Raw genomic sequence first — 12816 nt, 5'->3', positions numbered from 1 at the left:
CGCGGCCGGCGATCTGGACTTCGATGTGGGTGCCGGCGGGGACGGGTCCGGTGCCTTGGAACTGTCCGTCGATGGTGGTTTCGGTTGGTCCGACCCGGGTTTCGAGCAGCCGGGCGGGCTCGATCGTGTTCCATCCCGGCGGCAGCACGGGTGTGACAGCCGCCGACGGCAGCGAGTCGTCACCGCGGCCCGCAGCGTTGATCGCTGCGATCCGGAAGCGGACGGCCTGGCCGTTGACGAGTCCGGTCACCAGCCGCGCCGTCGCCGTCGACCCGGTGTCGGCGACGACCGTCGACCAGCTCGCGCCACCGTCGACCGACGACTGGATGCGATAGCCGGCGAGAGGGGCGCCGCCGTCGTCGCCGGGTGCCGTCCACGACAGTTCGGCGGACGCGTCGGCGGCGACCGCCTCCACGCTCGTCGGCGGATCCGGGGTCGTGACCGGGGTGACCTCGGTCGAGGGCGAAGACGGTGGGGAAGCGCCAGCGGCGTTGAGCGCGACCACCCGGAACCGAATCGCCACCTGCGCGGTCAGGCCCCCGACGGTCGCCGACGCAGCGGCCGAGCCGGTGTCGGCGATCAGTGTCGCCCACGTGGCGCCACCGTCGACCGACCCCTCGATGCGGTAGCCGGTGATCGCAGAGCCACCGGCGTCAGTCGGCGCCGTCCACGAGACGTCCGCCGACTCCGCGCCGGCGACCGGCGATGGGGCGCCGGGAGGGTTGGGTGCGGCCGCCACGGGCGGCGCGGTCAGCGGCCCGGACGGACCGGCGACCGGCGCGGGTGGCGAGTCGACGGCGCCCGTCGCGCCGTTGCCGAGCTGGCCGTGGCTGTCCGACCCCCAGCACGTGACCTCGTCGTTGTCGAGCAGGGCACAGGTGTGCGCGCTGCCGGCGACGACGGCGACCGCGGTGCGGCCGGCCGGCAGGAACACGGTGTCGGGCGGCTCGGTCACGGCCCCGGTGGTGGCGCCGTTGCCCAGCTGACCGCTGCCGTCCCACCCCCAACACGTGATGTGGCTGTTGTCGAGCAGCGCGCAAGTGTGGTTCTCGCCGGCTGTGATCGCGATCGCGAGCCGTCCGGGCGGCAGGGTGATCGCCGGTGGCGGCGCCAGGATCGTGCCGGTCGGAGGGCCGTTGCCGAGCTGGCCCAGCGAGTCGTTGCCCCAGCAGGTGACGTTGCCGTCGTCCAGCACCGCACAGGTGTGTTCGTTGCCGCCGGCGACGGCCGCGGCGGTTCGACCCGCCGGGAGGTCGACCGCGTCCGGGGGCGCGGTGACGTCGCCGCCTACCGAGCCGTTGCCGACCTGCCCCTCGATGTCGCTGCCCCAGCAGGTGATGTCGCCGGTGTCGAGGATCGCGCAGGTGTGGTTGGTGCCGGCCGTGATGGCGGTGGCGGTGCGGCCGGTGGGGAGGTCGATCGGTGCGGGTGGTGCGGCGACGTCGCCGGTGGTGGTGCCGTTGCCGACTTGGCCGGAGCCGTCGTTGCCCCAGCACGTGACCTCGCGGTTGTCGAGGATCGCGCAGGTGTGGTCGGTGCCGGCCGTGATGGCCGTGGCGGTGCGGCCTGCAGGGAGGTCGATCGGTGTCGGTGGTGCGGTCACGTCGCCGGTCGCTGCGCCGTTGCCGAGCTGGCCCGAGCCGTCGCTGCCCCAGCACGTGATGTCGCCGGTGTCGAGGATCGCGCAGGTGTGGTCGGCGCCGCCGACGATGCTGGTGGCGGTGCGGCCGGTGGGGAGGTCGATCGGTGTGGGTGGTGCGGCGACGTCGCCGGTTATGGCGCCGTTGCCGACTTGGCCGCTGCCGTCATCGCCCCAGCAGACGACGTCGCCACCATCGATGACGCACGTGTGTCGGGCGCCGGCGGCCAGGACCGACGCGGCACCTCGCGGGGTACCGGGAGACGCGCCACCGACGTCGGCATCGACGGTCGTGGCCGAGGGTGCGAGCGCGCCGAGGGCGATCGCCGCTGCCGCGACGATTCGTGCCCGGTGATCCATCGCCTCCCTCCCGTCCGTGGTCAGGCCGAGACGGTAGCGGACCGCAGCGACGTCGCAGCTGCAGGCTGTTCAGTTCGCTTGCCGACGCGTTCTTCAGGAACCGGGCGCGTACCGGCGGAGGATCCGGCGACCGAGGCTCGTCTTGTGCACCTCGTCGGCGCCGTCGTAGATGCGTGCGGCCCGCTCGTGGCGATACCAGTACGAGAGCACGGTGTCGTCGGTGACGCCCAGGGCGCCGTGGACCTGGATCGCGGTGTCGACCGCCCGCAGCATCGTGTTGGCGACCTCGAACTTGATCGCCGAGATCTCGTCGCGGGCCACCTTGGCGCCGTGCTGGTCGATCATCCAGGCGGCGTGCAGCACCTGCAGCCGGGCGCCGCGGATCTCGGCGTCGAGCTCGGCGGCCCAGTGCTGGATCACCTGCCGGTCAGCGAGTGTCGCCCCGTCGCCGTCGATCACGCGCTGGTTGGCGCGCTCGCACATCATGTCGAACGCCCGGCCGGCGATGCCGAGCCAGCGCATGCAGTGGTGGATGCGGCCGGGGCCGAGACGTTCCTGGGCGATCAGGAACCCGCTGCCCTCGGGACCGAGGAGGTTGGTGCGTGGCACACGGCACGACTGGTAGATCACTTCGGCATGGCTGGCGTGGCCCGATCCGGCATGGCCCATCACGCTGACGTTGCGCACGAGGTGGAAGCCGGGGGTGTCGGTCGGCACGATGATCATGCTCGCCCGCTGGTGCGGCGGTGCCTCGGGGTCGGTCACCGCCATCACGATCGCGAAGGCGGCCCCGTCGGCCGACGACGTGAACCACTTCTGCCCGTTGATCACGTAGTCGTTGCCGTCGACGACCGCCGTGGTCGCGAGGAGGGTCGGGTTCGACCCCGCCGTCTCGGGCTCGGTCATCGAGAAGCAGCTCCTGATCTCGCCCTCGACCAGCGGGCGCAGCCAGCGCTCCCTCTGCTCGTCGGTGCCGAACTGGTGGAGGATCTCGATGTTGCCGGCGTCGGGCGCCTGGGTCCCGAACACGGTCATGCCGAGCGGGCTGCGGCCGACGGCTTCCGCGAACAGGCCGTGATCGACCATCGAGAGTCCGAGCCCTCCGAACTCGACGGGGTGGTTCGGCGCCCACAGCCCCATCTGCCTGACCTTCTCCTGCGCAGCGGCAACGCCCTTGGCGAGGGTGTCCGGGTCGCCGAACAGCATCTCGTTCTCGAGCGGGATGACCTCGCGATCCATGAACTCGTTGACCATCGCGAGCATCGAGGTCATCTCATCGGACACCTGGAAATCCATGCGCACCCCTCCTCCGGTTTCGGGCAACGGTACGGGGTCGTGGCCGGCGGCAACAGGGGCGATCGTCCCGAGGCCGCATGCGGCCGGATCCGGCCTGGTCGGTCCGGCGGAGCCCGTTGGGTGTGTTGCGTCGGGTGGTTGGGTGGGCGAGCGTCGAAGCTGTGCGGAGACGGCGAGCTCGGGACTTGGTCGGTTCGGCCTGGTCGGTCTCGCGGAGCCCGTTGGGTGTGTTGCGTCGGGTGGCGGGGTGGGCGAGCGTCGAAGCTGTGCGGAGACGGCGAGCTCGGGAGGGGCCGTCGGATCCGACTCGGCCGTTCCGCCGGAGCCCGATCATGGATCAGATCGGTTCGAGGTCGGCGGCGACCAGCGTCGTGAGCTGTTCGGGCGTCGGCCGCTCGACCTCGGCGAGTCGCAGCGCATGGAGCGCCACGGCGTGCTCGAACACGTTCCGGGTGAACCGGGCGTTGCCGAAGCCGCGTCCCCGTGGCTCGGCCTCGATCACCTCGCGGAGCCGCGCCCGGGCGTCGTCGTCGAGGTGGTACTCCTTGCCGGCCGAGATCAGTTCGAAGATCGCGACCAGCTCGTCGCTGGTGTAGTCCGGGAACTCGAGCGTCCGGGCGAACCGGCTGTCGAGGCCGGGGTTGGTCTCGATCAGCTCCTGCATCTCGGCCGGGTAGCCGGCGACGACGACCGCCAGGTCGTCGCGATGATCCTCCATGAACTTCACCAGCGTGTCGATCGCTTCGAGCCCGAAGTCGTTCTCGCCGCCGCGCGCCAACGCGTACGCCTCGTCGATCAGCACGGTGCCGCCGAGCGCTGCATCGAGCACGGCTCGGGTCTTGGTGGCCGTCTGGCCGACGTAGCCGGCAACGAGGCCCGATCGGTCGGTCTCGACGAGGTGCCCCTTCGAGACCACGTCGAGGCTGCGGTAGATCTGGCTCAGCAGGCGGGCGACAGTGGTCTTGCCGGTGCCGGGATTCCCGACGAAGACGAGGTGGCGGCTGGTCTCGATCACCGGCAGGTCGTGCTCCGCGCGCAACCGTTGCACGCGGAGCAGGCTGGTGAGCCGTCGCACCTCGGCCTTGACGTGATCGAGCCCGATGAGCGCATCGAGCTCGGCCAGCAGCTCGTCGACGGGCCGCTCCGGCGGGAGCTCGGGTTCGGGCTCGGGCGTCGTGGTGGCGGGTCGGCGGCCTGCGCCGACCGAACGTCCGGCCTGGCCGGGGCCGGGCACGCCGAACGCGTTCATCGTGGTCAGGAGCATCGTGCGGTAGTCGTCGATCGCTGCGATCTCGTCCGGCGACGGCATCAGATCGAGCGCAGCTGCAGCGTGGGCGAGCTTGAGCGCGTGCTCGTAGTACGTGTGCGAGCGGCGGCCGCCGTCGCGGGCGTCGGCGCGCACCAGGAGGTCGTACATCGTGCTCGGCCGGGACGCCCAGCTCGCCTTGGCCGTGATGAGGTCGGAGTCACGCAGCCGCTGCGGTGTGATGCTCACCGGCGGGTCGAGCCGGGGGCCGATGTCGGTCAGCCAGGCCTCGAGCTCGCTGGTGGTCAGTCGTCCGTCGCTGGCGAGGATCGCCGACACGAGATCGCCCGCCTCGACAGCGCACTCGTGACGGTGGTCGTCCCCCGACAGGGCGCGCAGCTCACGGTTCGCGCCGTCGACGAACGCATCGACGTACGTGGCGAGTGGTCCGGCCATCGCTGAGACGGTACCCGCGGCGGCGCCGCACCCGGAGCTGCAATGCGTGAGGATTGTGCGCACATAGTGCGCAACAACCTCACGCGAATCAAGCTGGGCGACCGTCGTGTATCCGATTGACCAGGCGGTCAAGGCGGGGGATAGCGTGCGGTGGATGGCAGCCCAACCAGACGTCACGTCGGGGAACCGCTTCGAGAGCGTCGAGCAGGTCCGGGAGGGCCTCCGCGACGTGAGCTACCTCGCCGACGAGGGCATCGCCGGCGTTGCGTTCCTCGCCGACCGTCTCGGCAAGCCGGTGCTCGTCGAGGGTCCGGCCGGCACCGGCAAGACGCAGCTCGCGAAATCGGTCGCCGAGATGAACGGCGCTCGGTTGATCCGGCTCCAGTGCTACGAGGGCCTCGACGAGAGCAAGGCGCTCTACGAGTGGAACTACAAGAAGCAGCTGTTGCGCATCCAGGCCGACCGCCACTCCGACACGTGGTCCGAGGTGCACGACGACATCTTCTCCGACGAGTTCCTCCTCACCCGGCCGCTGCTCGAGGCGATCAGCGCCGAGGACCCGGTCGTGCTGCTGATCGACGAGGTCGACCGGGTCGAGGTCGAGACCGAGGCGCTGCTGCTCGAGATCCTCAGCGACTACCAGGTCTCGATTCCCGAGCTCGGCACCATCGAGGCCACGCAGATCCCGCTGGTGTTCCTCACCTCGAACAACACCCGTGAGCTGTCCGAGGCGCTCAAGCGTCGCTGCCTCTACCTCCATGTCGACTATCCGACGATGGAGCGCGAGAAGGAGATCGTGCTGACCAAGGTGCCCGGCGTCAGCGAGCACCTCGCGGACCAGGTCGCCCGCATCGTCCGCTCGATCCGCCAGCTCGACCTCAAGAAGTCGCCGAGCGTGTCCGAGACCCTCGACTGGGCCCGCACGCTGCTGCTCCTCAACATCGACACCATCGACGAGGAGACGGCGAAGGAGACGCTCCACATCCTCCTCAAGTACCAGACCGACATCGCGAAGGCCGCCAAGGAGCTCGCCGTCGATGAGTGAGCGCCGAGCCCTTCGGTCCGCGCCCCGAGCACGGTCGTCCTCACGGAGTCGGCGGTGACCACGGGGCTCGGCACGTCGGCGCCGACAGGCGCTTCGACGGCCGGTTCAGGGGGGATGCTCGATCTGCTCAACGGGTTCGTGATCGAGCTGCGCAACGCCGGGCTCCCGGTCAGCCTGACCGAGAACCTCGACGCGATGGAGGCGGTGCAGCACATCCCGATCGAGGACCGGGAGGCGTTCAAGTATGCGCTCGGCGCGACGCTGATCAAGAATAACTCGCACTGGCGGGCGTTCGAGACGGTCTTCGAGGTGTACTTCTCGCTGCGCGGCCCGGAGTACAGGCTGGCCGACGGCGAGGAGACCGATCTCGACGAGCTGTGGCGCGAGATGCAGGACTCCCAGCAGCAGGGCGACGGTCGCGGCGGTGCCGGTTCGATGGACGCCCTCACGCCCGAAGAGATCGCCCAGATGTTGATGCAGGCGCTGCTCAACGGCGACCAGGCGATGATGCGGGCGCTCGCCAAGCAGTCGGTCCAGCGGTTCGCCGGGATGGAGCCCGGCCGCCCGGTCGGCGGCACGTACTACCTGTACCGCACGCTCCGGAACCTCGACCTCGACGGCATGCTCGATCAGCTGATGGAGCAGACGGCCAACGACGCCGACGGCGGCCAGCTGACCAACCTCGAGGAACGGCTCGAGCGCGACGAGTTCGAGCACCGCATCGAGGAGTTCAAGCAGGAGATCGAGGCCGAGATCCGGCGGCGGCTCGTGGCCGACCGCGGGGTCGAGGCGATGGCGAAGACGCTGCGCAAGCCGCTGCCCGAGGACGTCGAGTTCATGCACGCCTCCCGGGAGGAGATGCAGTCGCTCAAGAAAGCACTGCACCCGCTGACCCGCAAGCTCGCTGCCCGCCTCGCACGCAAGCGCAAGCACGGCCGCAAGGGCCCGCTCGACTTCCGCAACACCGTGCGCCACTCGCTGAGCTACGGCGGTGTGCCCGCCGAGCCGAAGTTCAAGTACCCGCGGCCGGCCAAGCCCGAGCTGATGGTGGTTGCCGACATCTCCGGTTCGGTGGCCGCGTTCGCCCGCTTCACGCTGATGCTCGTGTACGCCATCCAGGGGCAGTTCTCGAAGGTCCGCTCGTTCGTCTTCATCGACGGCATCGACGAGGTCACCGAGTACTTCAAGTCGACCGAGGACATCCAAGAGGCCATCCACCGGGTCAACACCGAGGCCGACGTCGTATGGGTGGACGGGCACTCCGACTACGGGCACGCGTTCGAGGTCTTCTGGGAGCGGTACGGCAAGGACGTCGGGCCCAAGACCACCGTGCTGCTGCTCGGCGATGCGCGCAACAATTACCACGCCAGCCAGTCGTGGGTCGTCAAGGAGATGCAGCACAAGGCGCGCCACGTGTACTGGCTCAACCCCGAACCGCGGTCGTACTGGAACACCGGCGACTCGATCGTCGGCGACTACGGCAGCCACACCGATGGCGTGTTCGAGTGCCGCAACCTGCGACAACTCGAGACCTTCGTCGAGAAGCTCGCCTGAGTCGCAAGTCAGTGACGAGATGTGCCAAGGAGCCCAGCCGATAGGCGGGCGACCCGATCGTTGGGGTGCACGGAGTCGCCTGCGAAGCAAGGCGACGAGAGACCCGCTCGCCGCGCAAGTCGCACCAATCCGCTGAGCCCCCGGCACATCTCGTAGCTGCGTAGCGTGGCCGTGTGATGGGCCAGCAGTTCGGGATCCGCTACGACGCGTGGTGCAGGCCGTTGATGGCTGTGCTCGCCATGGGCAGGCGCTTCAGCAGGGTCGAGGTCACACCCGACGAAGTCCGCGTCGTGATGGGATGGGCATTCCGGGCATCGATCCCGAGGCCTGACATTGCTGCGGTCGCCCACGGCGATCGCCGCCTCTTCGGCTGGGGTGTGCACGGCTGGCGTTCCCGATGGCTGGTCAACGGGTCACGTGATGGCATCGTGAAGCTGACGATCGAGCCTGCCGCCCGCAGCCGGATGATGGGCATCCCCATCAAGCTGAAGGAGCTGTGGGTGAGCCTCGAGGAGCCGGATCGCTTCATCGCCACGGTCGCACCCCGCTGACCAGGCGGCACCGGCGAGCCAGTCGCGGTTGCTCATCTCGCCGGTCGATCTCGTCGCACAGGGGAGGTGTGCGAGCGTCGAAGCGCAGCGGAGACGGCGAGCTCGGGAGGGTTCGCCGATCCGGCGTGTCGAACCCGTCGCGAGAGGGTCATCTCGCCGGTCGATCACGTCGCACAGGAGAGGTGTGCGAGCGTCGAAGCGCAGCGGAGACGGCGAAGCCCGATCAGAACTAGCCGCGCTGGTAGTTCGGTGCTTCCTTGGTGATCGTCACGTCGTGCGGGTGGCTCTCCTCGCGGCCTGCCGTCGAGACCTTCATGAAGCGGGCAGATGTGCGAAGCGCCTCGAGGTCGGCGGCACCGGCATAGCCCATGCCCGAACGGAGACCGCCGACGAGCTGATAGATCGTGTCGCCCAGCGGCCCGGCGTAGGGCACCCGGCCCTCGATCCCTTCGGGGACGAGCTTGCGGCTCGTCGCCGCGACGTCCGACTGGTGGCCGCCCTCGCCGTCGGACTGCGCGGTCGCATATCGGTCGGCGCCGAGGCCCTGCATGGCTCCGAGCGAGCCCATGCCCCGGTAGCTCTTGAATCGGCGACCCTCGAACAGCTCGGTCTCACCGGGGCTCTCCTCCGTGCCTGCCAGCAGCGAGCCGAGCATCACCGTCGTCGCGCCGGCGGCGATGGCCTTGACGATGTCGCCCGAATAGGTGATGCCGCCGTCGCCGATGACCGGCACGCCGATCTGCCGCGCCTTCTTCGCCGTCAGGTAGATCGCCGAGAGCTGCGGCATGCCGGCGCCCGAGATGATGCGCGTCGTGCAGATCGAGCCCGCCCCGACCCCGATCTTGACCGCGTCGGCACCTGCACGTGCGAGCGCCTCGACACCTTCTTCGGTGACGACGTTGCCGGCGGTCACGGGCAGATCGGGCCACGACCCCTTGATCCGTTCGATGGTCTTGATGACGCCGGCCGAGTGCCCGTGCGCGGTGTCGATGGCGACGGCGTCGACGCCCATCGCGACCAGCGCCTCGACCCTGTTCTCGACGTCGTCGCCGACGCCGCACGCCGCAGCGCACCGAAGCCTGCCCTTGCCGTCACGCGAGGCATTGGGGTAGTCGAGGCGCTTCTGGATGTCCTTGACGGTGATGAGGCCGGCGAGCTTGCCGTGCTCGTCGACCAGCGGCAGCTTCTCGATGCGGTGCTGCTGCAAGAGCACCTTGGCCTCGTCGAGCGAGGTGCCGACATGGCCGGTGACGAGGTTCTCGCTGGTCATGAACTCGCTGATCGGGCGCTCGAAGTCGGCGCCCTCGCAGAAGCGGATGTCGCGGTTGGTGAGGATGCCGACCAGCTCGCCGTCGCCGTTGGTGATCGGCACGCCGGAGAACTTGAACCGGTGCATCAGCTCTTCGGCCTCGAACAGCTTGGCCGTCTTCGGCAGCGTGACCGGGTCGGAGATCATGCCGCTCTGGCTGCGCTTGACCTTCTGGACCTCGGACGCTTGGGCCTCGATCGGCATGTTGCGGTGGATGACGCCGATGCCGCCGTAGCGGGCCATGGCGATGGCCATGCGGCCCTCGGTGACCTTGTCCATGGCGGCCGACACGAGCGGTACGGACAGCTCGATGTCGCCGGCGAACACGGCGCCGGTGTCGACGGCATCGGGGAGCGTCTCGGAGTAGCCGGGCACGATCACGACGTCGTCGAAGGTCAGTGCGTCGTATCGGTCGAAGAGTTCGTCGTTGTGGTGGCTCATACGGGGGATTCCTTCTTGCTGCGCTGCTGGCAGAGTCGTCGGATGGTGTCGACGAGCAGCCGGTGCTCGACGGCACGCATCCGTGCTGCGAGTGCGTCGAGGTCGTCGTCGGGGAGGATCGGCACGTCTTCGGTGGCGAGGACCGGCCCGTCGTCGACGCCTTCGTCGGGGACGAGGTGGACCATGACGCCGGTCGAGGTGCGCTCGCCGGCCCGGGCCTGCTCCCAGGCCCGCTCGATGGCGTGGGTGCCGGGGAGCTCGCCGGGGCGGGCCGGGTGCAGGTTGATGACACCGTCGGGAAACCAGCCGAGGAACGCCGTCGTCAGGATCCGCATCCAGCCGGCCAGCACCACGAGGTCGGGCGCGAAGCCGGCGACGATGTCGGCGAGTCGGGCGTCGTAGTCGGCGCGAGCCTCACCGGCGTGCGGTCCGACGTGCACCGATGGCACCCCTGCGACCGCTGCCCGCTGGAGGGCGTAGGCGTCCGACCGGTCGGAGACCACGGCGACGACTTCGGCGGGGAGGCGACCGTCGGCGGCTGCGTCGAGGATCGCCTGCAGGTTCGAGCCGCCACCCGAGACCATCACGACGATCCGGGTCTGGGTCTCCATGCGACGACGGTAGGCGCGCGCTGTTGACGCTCCGCGCAGCATGAACGAAAAGTCAGTCCGCGTCGAGCGAAGGGATGCGCCATCTGGCCCGCGCCCGACCGTGGTGCCCCCTCGCCCGTCTCGATCGACGACGCCTGCCTAGTGTCGGTGCGTGCTCGTGACGCTGGGTGACCTGGTGGAGGACGTGGTCGTCCGTCTCGATGGCCCGGTCCGTCTGGCCAGCGACACCGCGGCCCGCATCAGCCGCCGCCGTGGTGGGAGCGCCGCCAACGTCGCCGAGATCGCGGCCCGATCGGGTGCGCGGGCCCGCTTCGTCGGCCAGGTGGGCGACGACGTGGTCGGCCGGGTGCTCGTCGGCGAACTGGCGTCGCACGGCGTCGACACCGCAGCGGTTCGGTTCGACGGCTCGACGGGCACGATCGTGGTCCTCGTCGACGCCGCAGGCGAACGGTCGATGCTCACCGACCGGCGGGCGTGCGTCCAGCTCGATCGGCCCGATCCCGCATGGATAGCGGGCGCCGACGTCCTGCACGTCCCGATGTACTCGCTGGTAAGGGGGCCGCTGGCCGTGACGGCGCAGACCATGATCGCATGGGCGCACGAGCGCGAGGTCGCCGTGTCGCTGGACGTGTCGTCGGTCGCGCTGATCGACGAGATCGGCGTGCCGGGCGCCCGCTCGCTGATCGCCGGGCTCCGCCCCGACGTCGTCTTCGCCAACGCCGACGAGGCTGCCGCGCTCGAGCTGCATGCGGACACCGAGCTGACCGACGTTGGGATGGCCGTCGTCAAGCGCGGCGCCGATCCGGCGACCGTCCGCGCCGCGGGCGCGGAACCGATCGACGTCGCTGCAGTCGACCTCGGCGGGGTGGGCGACACGACGGGTGCCGGCGACGCGTTCGCAGCAGGCTTCCTCACGGCGGCCGGGTGGCGAGCCGATCCGGCCGGCGCGTGCCGCGCGGGTCACCGGGCGGCGGCGGCGTTGCTCAGGCGTCGCGCGACGAGACCGATCGACGAGGGGTAGGACCGTTCGGTCACCGACCGTACGGGGTGACGAAGCCCGGCGGCTTGACCACGAGGATCGAGCAGGTCACCTCGGTCAGCAACTCCTCGGCGGTGTTGCCGATCAGGAGGCCCGGGAGCCCGCTCCGCCCGATCGTGCCGATGACGAGTTGGTTGATCTTGTGGCGCTCGACGAGGTCGACGATCGCTTCGGGCGCCGAGCTGTTGCGCACGTGGAGCTCGATGTCGTCGGTGGGCATCGAGTGTTCGGCGACCAGGTTCTCGAGCACCTGCCGGTGCTCGGCCTCGCAGCGCTCGTGCAGCTCGTCGACGGAGTGCTGGTTGGCTCCGATGAAGGGGCTGGAGCGCAGCGTCGCCTCGCCCATCAGCTCCCACGCCGTCACGATGTGCAGCTCGTCCTCGGGACGGGCGAGCCACGAGGAGGCGCTCAGGATGCGGTGGTCGAGTCCGTGGTGCTCGTCATCGGTGTCGAGCGCCGCCAGGATGCGGCGGTTGCGGGCGCGGTCCGGGCGGATCGCCCACACGGGGCACGGGCTCTTGCGCTGCAGCCGCTTGATGATCGCCCGCGCGGCTGGATCCTCCGGGTGGCTGGTCACCGCGAGGAGGTCGTGGTCCTCGTCGACGACCCGGTCGAGGACCGTGGCGACGACGTGGCCGGTCTCGACGAGGATCTCGACGTCGGCGGGTTCGCTCTCCTTGGTCGCCCGCTTCGTCCAGTCGTGCAGGTCGCTGAGCAGCTCCTCGCGGAGCATGGTCTCGACCTGCTCGGTCGTCCCGTGCGGCGTCAGGAGGCGCTGGAGCGCCGGCGCCGGCGCGATCACGGCCATCGCAGTCGTCCGGCCGTCGTGCCGCCGGATCAGCTCCACGACCTGACGCAGCGCCTGCGGGGTGTGCGGATGGGAGAAGGTCACGAAGAGTGCGTGCTCGAATGACATCGTCGCTCCTTGGCTCCCATGGGTTCGCGGGCTTGCCGGCACCGGCCCCGAACCGGCCCGGAAGGCCCGCCGACCAACGTCGGGCCCAATCTGATCCTCGCAACACCCTGCGCCGGCGAGGTAGGGCCGATGGTCATGGGCGCCCGCGATGAACGGCACCGGGTCGCAGGATGTCGCCGTCGGTCGCTCGTCTCAGCTGGCCAGCACCACGAGCGCCGCCATCGTCGCCACGTAGACCCCGAACAGCAAGCCAGCGACCTGGGAACGACGGCGGACCGTCGCGACGATGACCGTGGTGGCGCCGATGCCTACGGCGATCAGCAGCACGCCCGTCAACGTCTCCGGCGAGACCG

At 69.9% G+C, this 12816-nt stretch carries 10 protein-coding genes; 4 read left to right on the top strand and 6 right to left on the bottom strand.

What is annotated here, in order from left to right; genetic code table 11:
• From QNJ12_RS22005 to QNJ12_RS21995, 3 genes are all read right to left on the bottom strand, one after another.
• The coding region (locus QNJ12_RS22005; protein ID WP_300625997.1) for a fibronectin type III domain-containing protein at positions 1–1999 on the bottom strand (1999 nt) is incomplete at its 3' end.
• Between the two features lie 93 nt (positions 2000–2092).
• Entirely contained in the window at positions 2093–3295 is a 1203-nt protein-coding gene (locus QNJ12_RS22000; RefSeq protein ID WP_300625996.1) for an acyl-CoA dehydrogenase family protein, read from the bottom strand.
• Positions 3296–3632: 337 nt separating this feature from the next.
• Positions 3633–4997, bottom strand: coding sequence for an AAA family ATPase (locus QNJ12_RS21995; protein ID WP_300625994.1), 1365 nt, complete (start codon positions 4995–4997; stop codon positions 3633–3635).
• A gap of 154 nt (positions 4998–5151) precedes the next feature.
• Between QNJ12_RS21995 and QNJ12_RS21990 the strand changes: the two genes are divergently transcribed.
• The 3 genes from QNJ12_RS21990 (at position 5152) to QNJ12_RS21980 (ending at position 8147) form a co-directional block, all read left to right on the top strand.
• Complete coding sequence (locus QNJ12_RS21990) at positions 5152–6042, top strand: MoxR family ATPase (RefSeq protein ID WP_300625993.1); 891 nt, start codon at positions 5152–5154, stop codon at positions 6040–6042.
• Positions 6043–6096: 54 nt separating this feature from the next.
• The gene (locus QNJ12_RS21985) at positions 6097–7596 is read left to right on the top strand and encodes a VWA domain-containing protein (RefSeq protein ID WP_300625991.1); all 1500 of its coding nucleotides are present in this window, start codon (positions 6097–6099) and stop codon (positions 7594–7596) included.
• Positions 7597–7772: 176 nt separating this feature from the next.
• Positions 7773–8147 carry a hypothetical protein gene (locus tag QNJ12_RS21980; protein ID WP_300625990.1) on the top strand — a complete coding sequence of 125 codons (375 nt, stop codon included), beginning with the start codon at positions 7773–7775 and terminating at the stop codon, positions 8145–8147.
• 229 nt (positions 8148–8376) lie between these two features.
• Here QNJ12_RS21980 and guaB read toward each other — a convergent pair whose 3' ends face one another.
• Positions 8377–9897: an IMP dehydrogenase gene (gene guaB / locus QNJ12_RS21975; RefSeq protein ID WP_300625988.1), complete on the bottom strand. Its 1521-nt coding sequence runs from the start codon at positions 9895–9897 to the stop codon at positions 8377–8379.
• Positions 9894–10508: a phosphoribosylglycinamide formyltransferase gene (gene purN / locus QNJ12_RS21970; RefSeq protein ID WP_300625986.1), complete on the bottom strand. Its 615-nt coding sequence runs from the start codon at positions 10506–10508 to the stop codon at positions 9894–9896. Before purN ends, guaB begins: the two co-directional genes overlap by 4 nt.
• 151 nt (positions 10509–10659) lie before the next feature.
• Here purN and QNJ12_RS21965 point away from each other — a divergent pair, with 151 nt between their 5' ends.
• Positions 10660–11529, top strand: coding sequence for a carbohydrate kinase family protein (locus tag QNJ12_RS21965; RefSeq protein ID WP_300625984.1), 870 nt, complete (start codon positions 10660–10662; stop codon positions 11527–11529).
• 10 nt (positions 11530–11539) lie between these two features.
• Here QNJ12_RS21965 and QNJ12_RS21960 read toward each other — a convergent pair whose 3' ends face one another.
• The gene (locus QNJ12_RS21960) at positions 11540–12463 is read right to left on the bottom strand and encodes a universal stress protein (protein WP_300625982.1); all 924 of its coding nucleotides are present in this window, start codon (positions 12461–12463) and stop codon (positions 11540–11542) included.
• Positions 12464–12816: the final 353 nt, after the last annotated feature.

It is taken from the genome of Ilumatobacter sp. (assembly GCF_030065885.1).
Classification (GTDB): domain Bacteria; phylum Actinomycetota; class Acidimicrobiia; order Acidimicrobiales; family Ilumatobacteraceae; genus Ilumatobacter.
The sequence above is the reverse complement of the archived record's forward strand: the minus strand, read 5'-3'. Positions and strand labels throughout refer to the sequence as shown.

What these genes read in the sequence shown, in the direction of transcription:
- QNJ12_RS22000 (WP_300625996.1), bottom strand. Translation starts at nt 3,295, where the DNA reads ATGGATTTCCAGGTGTCCGATGAGATGACCTCGATGCTCGCGATGGTC.
- QNJ12_RS21995 (WP_300625994.1), bottom strand. Translation starts at nt 4,997, where the DNA reads ATGGCCGGACCACTCGCCACGTACGTCGATGCGTTCGTCGACGGCGCG.
- QNJ12_RS21990 (WP_300625993.1), top strand. Translation starts at nt 5,152, where the DNA reads ATGGCAGCCCAACCAGACGTCACGTCGGGGAACCGCTTCGAGAGCGTC.
- QNJ12_RS21980 (WP_300625990.1), top strand. Translation starts at nt 7,773, where the DNA reads ATGGGCCAGCAGTTCGGGATCCGCTACGACGCGTGGTGCAGGCCGTTG.
- guaB (WP_300625988.1), bottom strand. Translation starts at nt 9,897, where the DNA reads ATGAGCCACCACAACGACGAACTCTTCGACCGATACGACGCACTGACC.
- purN (WP_300625986.1), bottom strand. Translation starts at nt 10,508, where the DNA reads ATGGAGACCCAGACCCGGATCGTCGTGATGGTCTCGGGTGGCGGCTCG.
- QNJ12_RS21960 (WP_300625982.1), bottom strand. Translation starts at nt 12,463, where the DNA reads ATGTCATTCGAGCACGCACTCTTCGTGACCTTCTCCCATCCGCACACC.